The organism is Rhizobium sp. PAMB 3182 (assembly GCF_052908355.1).
Genome location: NZ_CM128607.1, coordinates 1,335,236 through 1,352,170, shown reverse-complemented (window position 1 = coordinate 1,352,170; position 16,935 = coordinate 1,335,236). Strand labels below are relative to the sequence as shown.

At 59.2% G+C, this 16,935-nt stretch carries 15 protein-coding genes and 1 pseudogene; 8 read left to right on the top strand and 8 right to left on the bottom strand.

The annotated features are described in order from the left end of the window. From ACU5AZ_RS06775 to ACU5AZ_RS06760, 4 genes are all read right to left on the bottom strand, one after another. Positions 1-1,674 (bottom strand): efflux RND transporter periplasmic adaptor subunit, encoded by a 1,674-nt coding sequence (locus ACU5AZ_RS06775; RefSeq protein WP_446825254.1) that lies wholly within the window; start codon positions 1,672-1,674, stop codon positions 1-3. 83 nt (positions 1,675-1,757) lie between these two features. Further along, positions 1,758-3,137, bottom strand: a complete 1,380-nt coding sequence (locus tag ACU5AZ_RS06770) for an ATP-binding protein (RefSeq protein ID WP_446825253.1) — start codon at positions 3,135-3,137, stop codon at positions 1,758-1,760. Next, a complete protein-coding gene (locus tag ACU5AZ_RS06765) occupies positions 3,094-3,804 on the bottom strand; it encodes a response regulator (protein ID WP_446825942.1) in 711 nt (236 codons plus the stop codon). The genes ACU5AZ_RS06770 and ACU5AZ_RS06765 overlap by 44 nt, the downstream gene beginning before the upstream one ends. Before the next feature lie 187 nt (positions 3,805-3,991). Beyond that, the gene (locus ACU5AZ_RS06760) at positions 3,992-4,396 is read right to left on the bottom strand and encodes a MerR family transcriptional regulator (RefSeq protein WP_446825941.1); all 405 of its coding nucleotides are present in this window, start codon (positions 4,394-4,396) and stop codon (positions 3,992-3,994) included. A gap of 54 nt (positions 4,397-4,450) precedes the next feature. Between ACU5AZ_RS06760 and ACU5AZ_RS06755 the strand changes: the two genes are divergently transcribed. After that, entirely contained in the window at positions 4,451-5,239 is a 789-nt protein-coding gene (locus ACU5AZ_RS06755) for a MauE/DoxX family redox-associated membrane protein (RefSeq protein ID WP_446825252.1), read from the top strand. Positions 5,240-5,369: 130 nt separating this feature from the next. On the opposite strand, the pseudogene ACU5AZ_RS06750 reads toward ACU5AZ_RS06755, so the two are convergent. Further along, positions 5,370-5,771: pseudogene (locus tag ACU5AZ_RS06750) on the bottom strand (DDE-type integrase/transposase/recombinase); the annotation flags it as partial. Between the two features lie 325 nt (positions 5,772-6,096). On the opposite strand from ACU5AZ_RS06750, the gene ACU5AZ_RS06745 reads away from it, so the two are divergent. Together ACU5AZ_RS06745 and ACU5AZ_RS06740 are read left to right on the top strand one after the other, a co-directional pair. Then, positions 6,097-6,339 (top strand): DUF6538 domain-containing protein, encoded by a 243-nt coding sequence (locus ACU5AZ_RS06745; RefSeq protein WP_446825251.1) that lies wholly within the window; start codon positions 6,097-6,099, stop codon positions 6,337-6,339. Between the two features lie 60 nt (positions 6,340-6,399). Next, positions 6,400-7,589 (top strand): IS3 family transposase gene (locus tag ACU5AZ_RS06740; RefSeq protein ID WP_446822318.1). Its coding sequence is split into 2 segments (ribosomal slippage): positions 6,400-6,652 and positions 6,652-7,589, totalling 1,191 coding nucleotides; the frame shifts between segments, so codons are not numbered across the junction. A gap of 240 nt (positions 7,590-7,829) precedes the next feature. Here the strand turns inward: ACU5AZ_RS06740 and ACU5AZ_RS06735 are convergent. Continuing rightward, positions 7,830-8,756 (bottom strand): LysR family transcriptional regulator, encoded by a 927-nt coding sequence (locus ACU5AZ_RS06735; protein WP_446825250.1) that lies wholly within the window; start codon positions 8,754-8,756, stop codon positions 7,830-7,832. 132 nt (positions 8,757-8,888) lie between these two features. Here ACU5AZ_RS06735 and ACU5AZ_RS06730 point away from each other — a divergent pair, with 132 nt between their 5' ends. The 5 genes from ACU5AZ_RS06730 to ACU5AZ_RS06710 all read left to right on the top strand — a co-directional run bounded on the left by ACU5AZ_RS06730 (position 8,889) and on the right by ACU5AZ_RS06710 (position 13,162). After that, a complete protein-coding gene (locus ACU5AZ_RS06730; RefSeq protein ID WP_446825249.1) occupies positions 8,889-9,578 on the top strand; it encodes a phosphoribosyltransferase family protein in 690 nt (229 codons plus the stop codon). 172 nt (positions 9,579-9,750) lie between these two features. Further along, positions 9,751-10,323 carry an aminotriazole resistance protein gene (locus ACU5AZ_RS06725; protein ID WP_446825248.1) on the top strand — a complete coding sequence of 191 codons (573 nt, stop codon included), beginning with the start codon at positions 9,751-9,753 and terminating at the stop codon, positions 10,321-10,323. A 19-nt stretch (positions 10,324-10,342) separates the two neighbouring features. Continuing rightward, positions 10,343-11,863, top strand: a complete 1,521-nt coding sequence (locus tag ACU5AZ_RS06720) for an ABC transporter ATP-binding protein (protein ID WP_446825247.1) — start codon at positions 10,343-10,345, stop codon at positions 11,861-11,863. Further along, positions 11,860-12,540: an energy-coupling factor transporter transmembrane component T family protein gene (locus ACU5AZ_RS06715; protein ID WP_446825246.1), complete on the top strand. Its 681-nt coding sequence runs from the start codon at positions 11,860-11,862 to the stop codon at positions 12,538-12,540. Before ACU5AZ_RS06720 ends, ACU5AZ_RS06715 begins: the two co-directional genes overlap by 4 nt. Continuing rightward, a complete protein-coding gene (locus tag ACU5AZ_RS06710; RefSeq protein ID WP_446825245.1) occupies positions 12,530-13,162 on the top strand; it encodes a phosphoribosyltransferase family protein in 633 nt (210 codons plus the stop codon). Before ACU5AZ_RS06715 ends, ACU5AZ_RS06710 begins: the two co-directional genes overlap by 11 nt. Positions 13,163-13,575: 413 nt before the next feature. Here the strand turns inward: ACU5AZ_RS06710 and ACU5AZ_RS06705 are convergent, their stop codons facing one another. Continuing rightward, entirely contained in the window at positions 13,576-14,202 is a 627-nt protein-coding gene (locus tag ACU5AZ_RS06705; protein WP_446825244.1) for a hypothetical protein, read from the bottom strand. Between the two features lie 48 nt (positions 14,203-14,250). After that, positions 14,251-16,932, bottom strand: a complete 2,682-nt coding sequence (locus ACU5AZ_RS06700) for a DEAD/DEAH box helicase family protein (RefSeq protein WP_446825243.1) — start codon at positions 16,930-16,932, stop codon at positions 14,251-14,253. Between the last annotated feature and the right edge of the window lie 3 nt (positions 16,933-16,935).

The window sequence follows — 16,935 nt, the reverse complement described above, 5'->3', positions numbered from 1 at the left end:
TCAGCGGATCTGATTGAGGAGTTCGGCGCCCTGGGTCACGATCCGCTTGCCCGGCTCGACACCGGACACGATGATCACGCGTTCACCATCCAGAGGTTCGGTTCGCACCTCGCGCGGCACGAATCGCTCCGCGCTCGTGTGCTCGTAAACCAGCGACTGGCCGTTTGACGCCCGCAATACGCTTGTGCGCGGGACCGCAATGCCGGATCGTTCCTCTGCCGTATTGGCGAGAACCGTCAGCAACTGCCCGGCACGGACGCCCGCCGGAGCTGTCTCAATGCTGAAATGCACGGGGATGGCCTGATTGCGATCCGCGAGGCCGGAACCGCGATAGGTGAGCGCGGCGCTTGCGCCGTCCATGAATTTTCCTTGCGCGGTCCCGTCGATGGAATGTGCTTCGAAACTCAGGGCTTCCACCCAATACCGGGCCGGATCGATGATCTGAAAGATGATCGTATTCGGTTCGGCGATCTGGCCCGCGACCGCCTGTGCTGCAGCGACGACACCGGAGACGGGCGCCGTGAGCTTCTCGGGGGCGGTCGGTGACTTTTCAAGGCTCGAGCGACGCGCCCGCAATCCCTTCAGTTCGAGGGTCGCATCCTCGATCTCCCCGCGTGCGATCACGGACTGGAGTCGCTTGAAACGCTCCAGTTTGCGTTCGACCAGCGCGATCTCCTGATCAAGTTCGTGTGCCTGCTGAAGCTGGCTGGTCAGGTCAACGGCGCCAATCGAAGGCTGGACCAGTGCCAGAACATCGCCGGCGGAAACACGGGTGCCGAGCTGGGGAAATCCGCCTTGGGGTGGCGACAGCCTGCCGGACACGGAGGCCTGGACATAGCCTGAGGCAGACGGGTCCGGTATGACGCGTGCCGGCAGTTCCAGTGTCCCCGGATGAGCTTCAAATTCCGTGAACTGCGTGCGGATGGCCAGGATCCGCTGTGTCGCCTTCGGCACGAAGATCGAGCCGTCAGGAAAGCGTTGGGCGACATCCCGTCCAACGACGGACGACGGCGAGGGGTCAGCCGCTTCCGCGCCCGTTGCGCCAGAAAGGGCCAGGGCACCGGCGGCGGCGATCACAACCGCTGCGGTGCCGCGTCGGCGCAACAGCGTGGCCAGGAGCCATCCGACGACCAAGCCGCCCGCACCGACGAGCCAGATGCCGATTGGCTGCCGCTGCAGGTGCGCGCCAATATCCTGCGCCCATGCAGCACTGACCAGAGGCGTCGAGGGATGGTCTTTCGGTGGGGCAGCGCTTCCCGTTTCAGGCATAACCAGGGAAGCCGTCAACACGTCGAAAACGTCGTCCGCCATGACCGTCATTGCCAGATCGAACGTGCCGGGTTGTGCGAGGAAAGGGGCCTGCGCCATATAGACCCCGTCGCCCACCGCCTCGGCAGTGAACGTTCCGGCGGGCCCGTCGATCTCAATCGATGCTCCATCGATGGGCTGATTTTCCCTGAAGCTGTCGAGATAGATCCAGAGTTGCTCGCCACGGGCGACGGCCACCAACTCAAGATCGGCCGTTGCTGCGTCAGCGCGCGGCGCAATAGACGCAGAGACCGGTGGCGGGGGCGCGCCGTGGTCGTGTCCTTCATGGGCGACCGCGGGGCTGGCAATGAGGGACACCAGCGTTGCGGCGAGGGCGAATAGGGGAAGGGCGAATCGTTCGACCATGTTGAACCAACCAAATCAGTTTGAGTCGGCTGGATTTACCGCAGCCCGCATATCTGCGGATTGCGCTTGTGTAACAGAATGTTTCAGGAGGATGGGTGTTTCGGCAGGACCAGGGTCACGATCAGTCCTCCGTCGCTGTGGGTCCCGAGCGTCAAAGTGCCTTGATGACCCTCGATGATCGCCTTCGCGATCGGCAGGCCCAGGCCGAAGCCGCCCGTCTTCTGGTTTCGCGAGGGCTCCAGCCTGACGAACGGCGAGAGCGCGCGATCGATATCCGCCTCCTCGATGCCCGGCCCCCGATCGCGAACCGTAACGATGACGTTATCTTCCTGATCTGTCACGTGGATCTCAGCCTGCTCGCCGTATTTGAGCGCATTGTCTATGAGGTTTGAGAAGGCACGCTTGAGGGCGAGCCGTCGACCTTGAACGATTGCGTGGCTTGCGCCGCCAAGCGTTGCGATAGCCCCAAGATCGGAGGCGTCGTCCGATAGCGTTTCCAGAATGGCGACGACATCGAGCGGCTTGATCTCTTCGTCGCTTCGGTCACCACGCAGATAGGACAGCGTCTGGTCGATCATGTGCTCCATCTCGACCAGATCCGCCGTCATGGCCGCCTTCACCTCGACATCTGCAAGATCTTCGGCCCTGAACCGAAGGCGGGTGATCGGCGTCTTCAGGTCGTGGGACACTGCCGCCAATGCCTGAGTTCTGTCTTCGATCAGACGACCAATGCGTCGCTGCATGTCGTTGAAGGCGGCGGCCAGTTCGACCACTTCGCGCGGTCCGGTCTCGTTGATGGGGACGATCGTGCGGCCTCGGTACAAATCCTGTGCCGCGTTCGCGACAACTGTCAGGGGACGGGTGAACCATCTGACTAAGAGGACGGAAGCGATAATCGCTGCGATCGCCATAAGGCTCGTCGACACGAGTAAACCTCGAGGCGGAGGGAGCCTGCGCTGCCAGGATACCAGATTGACGTTGACCCAGGTCTCGTCCGGCAATTTCATCGAGACGGTCGCTAGATGCGGGTCATTGCCAGCCTGAAGATCGGCCCCGATGACCAGTCCGTCTTCTGCAATCTCCGGCGCCAGTTTGCGCAATCGGTCATCAAGTCCCTGCCACTGCTCGGAGCCGCTCTCGTCGGGTGTGGCATAGGCAGTCGGTCCCCAGTGCGCATCGATCGAGCCTCCCGAAAAATCGTGTGCCACGCTTTCCCGCTCGGTTTCAGGCGCGCGCAGCACCGCTCTCTTGATGCTCAGGAGCTGGTCGGCGAGCCGAGCCTCGTTTGCCAGGTCGAGCTCCTGTTCCAGGCTGTACTGATAGGTCGCAAGGCTGGCGAAGTGCACGATCGTGATGCCGAAAAGGACAACGATCGCTGTTCTGAGCCTCAGACTGTCGAAGGAACGCCACCATCGCCGATCAGACACGCGCGACATCCGATGCAAAGAGATATCCGGCACCACGGATCGTCTTGATCATGTCTCCGGTGAGATCCAGCTTGCGTCGCAACCGGCTGACCTGCACGTCGATCGAACGGTCATAGCCCTCGATGGTGCGATTGCGCGCTGCATCGAGCAGAAACTCGCGGGTCAGCACACGCTGCGGGGCTTCCAGAAAGGCGGTAAGAAGATCGTATTCCCCTGTGGAGAGATCAACCACGACGCCATTGGGCGCGGTGAGTTCACGCTTCAACGTGTCCAAAGTCCAGCCGGAAAATTCGAACGCTCGGCCGTTGCGCCTCTTCGATTGTGTGTCGTCGGAACGCGTGCGACGCAGGACGGCACTGATGCGTGCCAGGAGTTCGCGCGGGTTGAAAGGCTTGGGAAGGTAATCGTCCGCTCCGACTTCGAGCCCGATGATGCGATCGGTCTCGTCTCCCTTGGCGGTCAGCATGATGATGGGGACCGACGACGAGCGGCGCAACTCGCGGCAGAGCTCCAGCCCGTTCTTGCCCGGAAGCATCAGGTCGAGAACGATGAGATCGACGGTCGCGCGACGCAACGCTTCCTGCATCTCTGCGCCGTTGCGTGCGGTGTGAACGCGAAAGCCGTTTGCCCTGAGAAACTTCGCGACCAGAGCGAGAATCTGGCCGTCATCATCCACAATCAGGATCTCGACCGGAGCATCCAAAGACAATTTACCCTCCACCCGTGCACCTTGCTGCTCTACAAATAGGCGCAGTTCCTCAGCCGTACTGTTTCGCCACGGTAACAGATTGTTGCACACTCGGCGCCTCGGCTCGAGTGTGCTTTGGCGATTGTTGTATTGTCCCTTGTCAGTCGACAAAGGACGTTACGCCAGTCGCCCGATCGGCAGGTCATACCCCGAAGGACCGCAGGATGGGGCAGGGCCCCGACGTGCCCGATGCGCATTCTCCCAATAACCGTGAGAGCGAGCGTCGCGCATCTTCCATCTCCGTGATCCGCGCATTGAGCGCCTCGAGCCGTGCGCCTGCGAGCGCGCGGACAGCCTCCCGATCATGGCCGGCATCGAGCGCCAGCAGCCGTCCGATCTCGTCAAGGGTGAAGCCGGCAGTCTGCGCCTGCTTGATGAACTTTAGCCTGCGGAGATCTTCACCTGAGTATCGTCTTGTTCCATCGCCGCCCTTCGGCGTCGGCAAAAGCCCACGCCGCTGGTAGAACCGGACGGTCTCCACGCCGACGCCGCCCGCCGAGGCAAATTTTCCGATTGTCATGTCCATGGGGTCTTGACTCCGTACTATGGTACGGAACGTATGGTCTTGCCAACAGTTTCACAAGAGAAAGGAGATCGTGAAATGTTGGAAAGCGTTCATCAGGACCATAAGGCCAGGAAGGCAACGATTTACCGCATGGTGATGCCTGAGCACACATGCCCGTACGGCCTCAAGGCAACGCATCTGCTCAAGTCGGCCGGATACGAGGTGGAGGATATTCACCTCAAATCCCGTGAGGAGACGGACAAGTTCAAAGAGGAGCACGGCGTCGCCACCACGCCGCAGATATTCATAGGCGGCGAGCGGATCGGCGGGCATGACGACTTGAGGAGGTTCCTGGGCAAGAAGGTTGTCGACCCCAAAGCAACAAGTTACCGACCTGTTGCAGTGCTCTTCACCTTGACCGCCTTGATGGCGCTGGCCGCGAGCTATGCCGTCAACGGCGATGCCCTCACGGTTCGCGCCGCGGAATGGTTCATCGCCTTCTCCATGGTGGTGCTCGCACTGCTCAAGCTGCAGAACGTGGAAAGCTTTTCGACCATGTTCCTGAACTATGACCTCCTCGCCAAGCGCTGGGTCCCGTACAGCTATATCTATCCCTATGCGGAGGCGTTTGCCGGGGTGCTGATGGTGGCTGGCGTGCTCAACTGGCTTTCGGTTCCGGTCGCCTTGTTCATTGGCACGGTCGGCGCAGCCTCGGTCTTCAAGGCGGTGTATATCGACCGCCGTGAGTTGAAATGCGCCTGCGTCGGCGGATCGAGCAATGTCCCGCTGGGCTTCATCTCGCTGACCGAGAACCTGATGATGGTGGCGATGGCGATCTGGATGGCCGTAATGTCTGCAGGACTGCTTGGCGGCCACGAGATGTAGGGTTAGCATTGCGCGCCAATTCAGTTGGTAAAAAAGGGCTTCCCGGCAACGATCGGAACTGGTCGTGTCGGGAGGCGTGCTGTTCTCAACAGGTAGGATAGCGTTTGCGGTGCGGGCCAAGTGAGTGACATCACCCGTCGGCTGAATGGGCGTGCGTATTGTGGACCTCCTCGGGGTTCGGTTTCTGCCGCTTTTCGCACTCGGCAGGCGACGGCATTCCGCTTCTGATGCGCTTGCCCTTCGGCTTGGACCGCCAGACAGCCATCAGCAATGCCTGCAGCACGACACTGGTGCTTTGACGGTGCTGCACCGACCAGCCAAGGACCCGGCGGGAGTAAAGATCGATGATGGCGGCCAGACAAGCGAGTCCGCGGCGGTCCGCATACAGGGGACTGATGTTTGCGGCCTATGCCTTGTCCGTAGCCTCGACGTCGAATTGCAGATCCGGTGTGTTGTCGATGACAACGGCGGTCTGCCGTCATGGATGCCGGGACGGCATTTGTGGCCGATTATCAGCTTTGATGCCGGCAAGCCCTCGGGGTGATCCGGCCCAACGCATTGTACTTGAACTCGTCGCTGAACTCGATTTGCTCTTCAGAGGCTTCTTGCCGCAAAATCAGGAAAGAAGATGCCCGCAAATCTCCGGGCTATTCACATCGCCAATGATGCCAAAACGGGATCCAAACGGGCGTAAAAGTCTTTTTTATCAGGAATTTAGTGAGGTTGGCTGGGGCACCTGGAAAGTAATCCAACTTTTATCAACACCTTGATACGAAACAACCTATTGCAATTAAAAGACTTATTTTCTAGCAGTGTTCCGGGTGGGTGTTCCGGAATAGTGCTACGGATGGGCAGAAATGGCAAGGGTCACATATCTCGAACGGCGTGGGGCAACCTATTATGCCAGGCTGGATGTTCCGCTCGATCTGGTGGCCCATTATGGCACCTCCACGCGCAAGAAATCGCTGCGCACCAAGGACGAGAACGAGGCCAAGAAGCGCCTTTGGCCCGTGATTGAAGGCTGGCGTGCCGAGTTCGATGAGGTGCGATCGCGCCGTGAACTGACGCCTGACGACAAAGCGGCTGCTGTCTGGCAGTGACCTGCCACTGAGAATTTCCTCCAGATTGGATTAGAGTCCGGCCCATCAAAGGACGGACGAATGAAGAAGCAGCGATTTACGGAAGAGCAGATTATTGCGGTGCTGAAGGAGCAGGAGGCTGGCGCGAAAGCGGCCGACCTTTGCCGCAAGCACGGGATTTCAGAAGCAACGTTTTATAATTGGAAAGCCAAATACGGCGGCATGGAAGTCTCCGAGGCGAAGCGGCTGAAGGCACTTGAAGACGAGAACGCGAGACTGAAGAAGCTGCTGGCCGAACAGATGTTGGATGCAGCCGCAGTTCGCGAGCTTCTTGCAAAAAAATGGTAGGGCCCGCCGCCAAACGCGACGCCGTCACGCATCTGAAGACCGTCATGGGTCTTTCGGAACGGCGGGCCTGCCAGATTATATCTGCGGATCGGAAGATGGTGCGATATCGGTCCTGCCGACCGCCGGAGGTAGAATTGCGGGCGAAGCTGCGCGACCTCGCCAATGAGCGAAGGCGTTTCGGATACCGGCGACTGTTCGTCCTGCTTCGGCGGGACGGAGAGCCGTCCGGCGTCAATCGCATCTACCGGCTCTATCGCGAGGAAGGTCTTTCCGTTCGCAAGCGAAAAGCCCGGCGGCGTGCGGGCGGCACGCGTGCGCCGATCCTGGTTGAAGCGAAGGCCAATGCCCGCTGGTCGCTGGACTTCGTGCATGACCAGTTTGCCTGCGGCAGACGCTTCCGCGTGCTCAACATTGTCGATGATGTGACGCGCGAATGCCTGGCGGCCATCCCGGACACATCCATCTCCGGTCGACGTGTCGCCCGAGAACTGACGACGCTGATCGAACGACGCGGCAAGCCAGGAATGATTGTCTCCGACAACGGCACCGAACTAACCTCGAATGCCATCCTTGCCTGGTCGAAGGATCACAAGGTCGAGTGGCACTACATCGCGCCGGGAAAGCCGATGCAGAACGGCTATGTCGAGAGTTTTAACGGTCGGATGCGCGACGAGTTGCTCAACGAGAGCCTGTTCTTCGGCCTCGATCATGCCCGAAGCGCCATTGCCGAATGGGCGGACGATTACAATACTTTTCGGCCGCACTCATCGCTCGGATACCAAACCCCGGCAGACTTTGCCGGGACCATCGCCGCAACCGGCTCCAACGCTGCGCAAGATGAAAGCTTCGCGTTTCCGCCGGTTGCTCACACCGCGCCTGTTGGCGTATTCAAAACCGCCGCGGCTCTAGTCGCCGCTGGGTGAAAGTTCAGTGGCAGGTCACTTCATCAAATATCCCCCAGGGCCCAGCATTAGTAGCCCTATCAAGGTCACCACCGGCCAAGCCGCGACTTCCAACAGTTTTACAGTCTCGCTCATAACGCTCTCCTGCGCATCTTTTCGCGCTCGCTCTCTTCCACTTCGCTACCCACACTCATATGCCCGCCGCAATAACGGCTGCGCCTTCTCGAAGTCGGCAATTGAACGCATCAGGCAGCAACACGATTACACAACTTCATTTCGCTCAGCGAGCTGATCAAACTTTTCTTCCAGATGTCTCCTGAGCTCGATGGACGTCATCGACGGACTACGGTTTGGCGCCACAATGAGTGACAAAGACAAACGCGGGATACCCCGGTCGGCAAAGGGCAGATGCATGATACCTCCGTCCTGGGCAATATCTGCATCGGGCAAGACAGCGATCAGACCGACACCACACCCCTCCTGCACCATGGAGCGCATGAGCGTCAGGCTGTTTGTCGTCAGGACCGGTCGAGGTTGAGCCAATATCCGCGCAGCCAAAACGTCAACTGCGTCTCTCAGTTGAGTGCTTGCATCTGGAACGATCGTGGGTGCCCTGAAAAAGTCTTGCAAGGAGATGGATTGCTTCCCGCTATTGTCCGGGGTCGCTGGGATCATGGCCCGGAGGGTGAATTCGATTGAACGGCTCACGTTCACTCCCGGCAGCGGTTGCGGGCTAAAGGTCAGCCCAAATTCAGCCTGGCCATCCATCACGAGTTGACGCACTCGCTCCGAATCGACCACCGTGACAAGCGTGCTAATGCGCGGATGCGCCTTGATGAAGGTCGCCAGCGCCCCAGGCAGAAAGCCGCCGATCGCCTCCTGCGCAACCGCGATTTTCACCTCTCCGCGCCGCAGCCCCTTCAGCTCTTCAATCTGGTAGCGGATGCGATCGAGTTCCTTGTGCCAGTCGCGCACACCGTGAATGAGTATCTCACCCGCAGCCGTCAGTCGCATACCCCGCGGCAGGCGCTCGAATAGCGGGACGCCCAGCTCCTCTTCGGCACGGATCAGCTGCTTGTCGATCGCAGACGCCGAAATATTGAGCCTTTCCGCAGCTTTCCGGACCGATCCCTGAAGAACGATTTCATCCAGATAGCGGGCAAAACGTGAGAAAATCAGCCTGCTCATTCTGCAAAAACTCGGGTGTTGAAAAAAAGGAAACGGACCGACCGATTTTTCATGTTTGTAAAATTGTCGAGCCCTGATGTCTATAGCGATAACGGTTAAGAAGGCCCCGGCACCCAGACGTATGAAAGTCACATGCATTTCGAAACTGGCCAGAGTTATAAAGCTGATATCGCAGGCGAAACGTTCGATCTTCCAATCGTTCGACTGGACCAGTGGCGCGCCATAGCGCTCCTGATGGTTATCGACATGGGCGTGCGGTTTGGCGATATGGTCGGGGAAGCCATTGTCGAACGCTGCGCGGCGCTGAAGCCGGATATTGTCGTCGGCAGCGCCACGCTGGGCATTCCCCCGGCGATCGAAGTGTCGCGGCGCCTTGGGCTGGATCGCTATGTAATCTTGCAGAAATCACCGAAATTCCATCTCGCCGATGCCATGGTTGAGGAAGTGAGATCGATAACAAGTGACAGCACGCAGCGCTTGCTGCTGGATCGTCGCTCGATCGCTCTCTTGCAGGGCAAGCGCGTGCTGATTGTCGACGATGTCGTTGCGACCGGCTCGAGCATGGCTGCGGCCTTGCGCCTGGTTCGAAGGGCCGGCGGTGAGGTTATTGGAGCGGGCGTCATACTGAGCGAAGCGCATCGCTGGCGCGAGGCGTTGGGGCAAGACGCGGCACTCGTCATGCCGCTCGGCCATATCCCACAGTTCGACATAGTCGATGGCGTTGCCGTCATCGATCCGGCGACCGAAATGGCAGCAGACCAGCAGTCCGGAATATTTCTCAACGGTGCTGCGAAGGGCAGGCAGAGTTCATCAGCCGCTTGATGGCGGCGACCAAGGGCAAGGCGAAACCGCAGCGCCTGTTTTGTCCAGCAACGATATGCGGCAGGAAACACACCGGGCTGTCGCATAAGACGCGGCGGAATCGCAGGACGCCCCGAAACGGATGGTGGACCCGATGGGTATGTCTCTACGTCAACAAGGGGAACCAGACATCATGCAACCAACCACCATGAGCCACAGCGAGGGCAACACCCTCTTCCCGATTGTGCTTTCCATCGTTGCGGCCGCAGCGACCGGAGTTCTTTGGGCCTACGCCAATCCAATCCAGCTTGTTCCAGGCGTCATTCAATGGCGCATCTTTGCATTCCTGCCCCCGCTTATCGGCATCCTGCTTGGCTGGCGCAGCGGCTTCATCTGCGGCTATCTTGGAACCATCGTATGGTCGCTGCTGGCTGGCACATTCATTCCAGCACACTCGTTGCTGGTCGATGGTGTCATGGTCGGCTTGACGGGCCTTGTGCCGGGTTACCTGTTCAATCCGGCCAAGATCAGTTTCGATCGTCCGACCCTCATCAAGATCGCCATCGTCTGCTTGGTGATCGGTCTCGTGATGGTCGCTGCCGTCTCGGCCAGCCTGGCCTATCTTGGCATTTTCCCGTTCTGGTGGGCTGTCGGCTATCTTGGTCTCTCGGACATCGTGCCGATGGTCATTGGAACCCCTCTTCTGATCATTCCTGCTCTGAAAATCCTCAAAGGCGCTCATCCGAGCGGTTTCAAGCGGTTCTGAGCAGGCAGACAAATCATTGTTGAGCATTTCCAACCTGACAATCGGCTTCGGCGGGTCCGAATCGGTCATATCTGAGGCCGATTGCATCATACATGATGGAGAACGGCTGCTCGTCTGCGGTGCGGCGGGCGGGGGCAAGACGACGCTCCTGTCAGCCGCAGCCGGCATCATGCCGCGGCTGGTTTCCGCGGCCCGATATTCCGGCGTGGTGGCACTTGACGGCCGGCCGCTGTCCGACATGACCAATGGCGAGATCTTCAAGGCGATCGGCTTCGTTTCGCAAAACATCGAAGATCAGCTCTGGGATCTCAGTGTCGAGGACGTGATCGCCTTTCCGATGGAAAACCGCGGAATGTCGCCTGCGGCGATACGTGAGCGGCTGACCCAGCTGATCGACAGGTTCGCCCTTACCGAACTTTGTGGAAGACGTGTGCTGACGCTTTCGGGCGGCGAGCGGCGGATGGTGGCAATCGCTGCCGCGGTTGCATCGCAGCCGGCGGTGCTGGTGCTGGACGAGCCGACGACAGGCCTCGATCCGGCGGCACGCCAGAGATTGACGGATATCCTTGCCGAGGTCTCGAAATCGGTATCCTCGCTACTGCTGAGCGAACAGGATCCGACATCGCTGTTACCGGTCGTCGACTGCATTGCCTTACTGAGCGATGGCCGTCTGACAGAGCCGGCGCCAGCCGCCGAAATGGTCGTGCGGCAGAGCGACTGGACACGTGCCGGTCTCTTGGCGCCAGTGCGCGAGCGGGTGCTGCGGAAGCCGGCCTGCCCCGGCCGGCCGGTGCTGGCGGTTTCAGCGCTGACGACCAAGCTTTCCCGCGCCAAGGGCAACCCGGTGCTGGACGGCGTCGATTTCGAGGTTCGGGCGGGCGAGGTGACCGCCCTGATCGGGAGAAACGGCGCTGGCAAGACGACGCTTTTCAAGTCGGTCATGGGTTTGCAGAAGGTTTCCTCAGGGATGATCGAGATCGAGGGCGCACCGGCCGATGGCTGGACTGTTGCAGCAAGGGCGCGCAAGATCGCCTATATCCCCCAGAACATGCGCCACATCCTCTTCAACATGAGCGTCATCGGAGAAATGATATTCGCCATTACGGCATCAAAGGCGGAAAGTGACGATCCCGCGGTAGTGCAAAAGGCAACCGTAGGACTAGATCGCTATGGCATAGCCGCGCTAGCGGAGGCCAATCCGTTTTCTCTGTCTTCCCGGCAACAGGCACTTTTGGGACTTGCTCTCGCCGATGTCACAGGCGCGCCGCTTGCCATTGTGGACGAGCCGATCCTCGCCAGGGATCTGGAGGGACGACGCATGCTCGAGCGGTTTATCGGTGCCATGCGGGAGAGCGGACGGGCTGTGATGCTGATCTCCCATGATCTTGAACTCGTCGATGATCTTGCCGATCGCCTCATGATCTTGAAGGACGGCACGATCACCTACGACGGCAGTCTCGAAGAAGGCTGGCAAAGTGCCGCCTTCGCGACCCTTGCATGGCCTGCGCCCTATTCCCCAACAACGGTAGGCGTGCCATGACCCGACTGCACGAAGTTAACTTCTTTCTGAAACTCGCTTTTGCCTTTGCAATCATGCTGGTTGCCTGGTTGCTGCCGGGCTGGCAGCTCGGCCTGCCGTTTGCGCTGGTCTGCCTAGCGCTGCTGTGGATCGTGCGCGTTCCCAATCTTGCCGGCTATCTCAAGGGCGCCGCGCTGCTGAGCGGCATGGTAATCGCCAGTTGGATGATCAACCTGCTGATCCAGGGGCTCGCCTTTTCCGATGCCATGCAGATCGCGGTTGGCATGGCCGCGCGGCTGCTGACGACCACCGCAGCCTTCTTTTTCGTCATGGAAACTAGCACGCCGGGCTCCATTCTCGCGGCAGCCAGTGCGGCGCGCCTGCCCCCGATCGCAACGCTCGCTCTGTCGTTGACCTTCGGCCTCATACCGATGTTGCGCGAGGACTTTGAACGCATTGCCGATGCCCAACGCTCGCGAGGCATGGAGATCGACAATGTCGGCTTTCTCACCAAGCTGCGGTTTGCGTTGGCGCGGGGCGTTCCGCTACTGGTCCAGGGCATTCGCATGGCGCATGCCATTTCCCTGTCACTTGCACTCTACGGCTTTGACCTCAGACACAAACGGACGACCTGGCGCAATGTTGGCGTCTTGGTGGAGTCACGCCTAACAACGAAGGAGATCCGCAATGACCGCTGACGCCCTGGAGCCGAGAACCGGCCAGTTCTGGAAGGTCGATGTGTCCGGCTACGAGGTGGATTTGCCGATCGTCGCCATCAAGCCCGATTTCGCGATTTCGCTCATGATGGTGATCGATCTCGGCGTGAAGTTTGGCGAGCATGTCGGTCGCCAACTCGCACAGAAACTTGCGCCGCTGCAGCCAGATGTCGTGGTCGGCACGGCCACACTCGGCATCCCGGTCGCCATCGAGGTTTCGCGCGCACTTGGCCTCGACGACTACGTGATCCTGCAGAAATCGCCGAAGATCCATCTTGCCAACGCACTTGAACAACGCATTTCTTCGATCACCTCTAAAGGCGAGCAACGGCTGCTGCTCGACGTGGCAACCGTTCCCCTGCTCAAGGGCAAGCGGGTGGTTGTCGTCGACGACGTCGTGGCATCCGGCTCCAGTCTCAAGGGCTCAATCGAGCTCGTCCGCAAGGCCGGGGCCGAAGTCGTCGGCATTGGCGTTATCCTAACAGAAGCCGGAGATTGGCAGGCTGTGTTAGGTGATGACGCAGGATTGGTCCATGGGCTTGCCCACATCCCCCAGTTCACCGTGGTGGACGGTGCGGGTTGGCAGCCCATTCCAGGCACGTGACCGTGATTTCTTGCTGACTCATTTGCCCACAGAAGCTTACTGACGCGCATGTGGCGCCGATCAAAGAAATGAGGCTCCCAAACTGACCTTCAGCGCCCATGACTCTCTGTGGTGTTTCTAATCGACGTCGCTGAGTTGGGGCGCTGTTGGCTGAGAAAAGGGTGTGCTGGACGTGGTGAATAAGCAGAAGCGCGATAGCGCCTATTACAAAGTGCACATCAAGGATAAATACCCGGTAATCTACGCTGACATTCAGGCCGGAAAGCACAGGAGACTGTCACCGAGGCTGCGATCTCCGCAGGCTTGAAGAAGTCGCGGACAAGGCTCCACGAGCTAAAGTATGCGTTCGGACGTGCTGTGTCAGTGTCATAGCTCAAGGCTGCCGGACCCGTCACGTGGCCGCAATGTGCCGGCTACGGCAGTATCCCCGACCATTCGTCCTGATGGCTCCCCTCATGGTTCGCCATTCCTGGTTTCGTCAGGCACACTTTCGGTGTTGCATAGCTATCGATGCGTCTCTCGGGTCGCTCGTGCCAGCTGATATTGAAGGCCCAGTAGGTTGGAAAGAAATAAAGCGACGAATAGGGGAGGTGATCATGGATCCACCAGGCAAGCTTTTGCCAATCCCCGTCCTCCTGGAAGCGGTCCCAGAAGGACGGCACGACGATGCACGCAGTGGCGCCCATATGACCATCTGAATCCCGACGATCCCATATGTGCCCCGCATAGTTGGCTTCATTCGAGGCGCAATTGTATCCTGATTTCTTCGCGCGCTGCATTTCGTTACCAAAGCCATTCACCTCAGCGGAGCGGAAGGCTGATCGTATTGCGATGCGACCAAACGCATCCTGTAGCGGCTCCAGCAAATCCTCACAAAGGCGAGTGCCGGCGGTGATCGCGAGTTCCGGGTCGTCCGGCGCGTTGTTGAAGCCATGGATTGAAGCGATATCTGAGAACAGAAAATCGCGCATGAAGAAGGTTTTCGACAGCCGGACTCTGCCTAACTCGGTTAGGCTGGTGACGGTGCTTGCCTTTTTCAAAGTCAAAACCTCCCTCTGCCAATATCTTCCACGGCGCTCACTGAACGGTCATACCCGCCGTGATCGCGCCATCAGGCCCGCAAAACTCGCATTCTCCCGGATATCGCTATCCGCGACCAGAGCATAGCCCCAAGGCTTCCCGCTAGTCTCCTTGGCCAGGTCGGTCGCATACTGCACCCACTTCACGGCAGCGCGAGCCTTCTCCTCCACGATCGGATCCTGCATATCGCGGTCAGCCTTCACCTCGACGATCAGCTTCTCGGTCGGAGTTTCCACCACGAAGTCTGGCTCGTAGGCCCTGCCGGCGCGATATTCAATCTGGAACTGACCCGCAGCCGGCTTCAACCAGCGCTCGACGTCCTTCTCGGCCTCGTGGTCGATCAAAGCAGCGAATCGACGTTCTGCGTCGGAGTCGAACTTGTGTTGAAGGTAGGGGCTCTTCTTGGTCCCGTAGAAGACGTAACTACCGGTGTCGGACAACGGCTTCGCCGCCTGGTCGACCGGCAGACGCTTTGCGGTTGAGTAAACGGCATAGGATTGTGGTCGTAGCATTCGGAACGAGCGGACCATCTTCGCCCGATAGTCTGTCGGGGTTTCGCGGTAGTGAGCCTTCATCTGGTCGAAGATCACATGCGCCAGCGTTCGTCCATGAGCGAGGGCAACATTCTCGACATCGTCTTCTGTTTCCAAATAGCTCCTCAAGTGAGTGACCATCTGGCCGGCCAACTTGTAGAGCAGGTCCGCCTGGCTGTCGTAGTCGACCTGATCCATGTCGATGAGATGCTTGACGATGTAGTTCTCGACCCGCGCTTCTTTTGGCGCGCTGACGGATCTTGCTAGTTCACGTTGAGACTGGTCCCGCAGATTGCGAATGCGGATTCGGTCTGAAATCGGCTGGTGGCGCACGCTCGACAGGTCGCCAAGGTCGAAGTCCTCGAACCAGAAGTTCACCTCGCGGCTCGGGATCACCACAATTTCGGGAATTTCAATTGTATTCTCGGCGATGCTAGCGGTGACGATACCAACGATCTTCTGGAAATCGGGTTCGACCAGCACACCTTCTAGCTGACCCTGCACCTGCTCGCGATGGGCGCGCCGAATATCGGCGACGAGTTCTGCCTGCACCTCCGGCTTGGTGAGATCCTGGACTCCGCCCGCAAGCGTGCGCTCATACTTCTTGGTGATGAAGTCGATCGCCGTTGCGGCTGCCTCGCGATCATCCGGATGGTCGAAGACGAACGGTTGACCGTCGTCTTCCATGCCGTTTCCCCGGCCCGTCAACATCGCTTCCACGGCCGTTGGAATTTCCACGACATGTGAAGGATCCGGCTTCACGTCGCCGGACGGTCCAATTGTTATGGCACGCATTTGCACCAGCGAATCTGCTTCCTTTGCCTTGCGGATGACTTCATCGAAGCGGTCGTGGGCAATGACGGTCAAGGTGTCGACGAACTCGTTGCCTGTTCTCTCGCCATAGGGAAGACGCAGTCCGCGACCAAGCGTCTGTTCCGTCAGGATGTCGGACGCCGATGCCCGCAGCGGCACGATCGTATAAAGATTGGTGACGTCCCAGCCTTCTTTGAGCTTGTTGACGTGAATAACGATCTCGGTTTTGTCGTCGCTCTCTAGGCTCACCAGGCGCGATACTGCCTCGTCGCTTTCCTCTCCCTTCAGATTGGAGTGGATTTCGATCACGCGGCCCTTGTAGGCACCTTTTAGGAACTTGTCGTCCTCGATCCTCGCCCGGATCTCGCTCGCGTGTCGTGTGTCCTGCGCCACGACAAGGATGAAGGGATGGACGCGCTTGCGGCCTGTCTGACGTGCATAGAGGTCCAGCTGCGTCTTCACTTCCTCGTGGTAGTGAATGCCGTCCTCGAGCATGATCATCTCCAGGTCGTCTTGGGAATAATCCTGCGGCCGGAAATCGACACGGGTGGCAACGGCCGGCTCCTTGACGTAGCCATCCGCCATGGCGTCGCCCAGGCCGTATTGGTAGATCACGTTGCTGAACGTCTTCGACTTCGAGCCGACGGATTTCGGCGTTGCCGTGAGCTCCAGGCCGAGAACCGGCTTCAGTTCGCTGATGGCTTTCATGCCGGCATTGGCGCGGTAGCGGTGCGCTTCGTCCATCAGCATCACGAGATCCGGCAATTCAGCCAGGTAGTCGAAGTAGGATTGGCCGATGTATTCCCGCATGGTGCGGATGCGACCCTTGTCCTTGTTGATTTTGTCGACATTGAAAATGTTGATGACGACCTCATTGCCGAAAAGGTCGGACCCGCGAATGCCTCGCCCTTCTTCCCAGGTATCGCCGGTGACGATGATAGGCGGACGCTGGGCAAATTCGGCTATGCCGCGGAACACGTATTTCGGTGATGAGTGCCGCGAGAAGTCGGCCACCAGCTTGTCGTAGATGGTCGTGTTGGGTGCGAGCACGAAGAAGTTCTTAGAGCGACAGGTCAGATAGAGGTAGCTGATAAAGGCACCCATCAGCCGTGTCTTGCCGACGCCCGTGGCGAGCGCGAAGCAGAGGGAAGGAAAATCCCGTTCGAATTCCTCAACGCTCGGCCATTGTTTCTGAACGGCTTGGAGAGCTTCGACCAGATCCTCCTCCTTGCTGAGGGGGACGACTTCGAGCAACTCGGCCAGTATGTTCAGGGCCTGCTCCTGCGGCTTTCTGAGCGAGAGACGCTGGGCGATCTGCCGCCGGATGCGTTCCGGATGAATCATGGC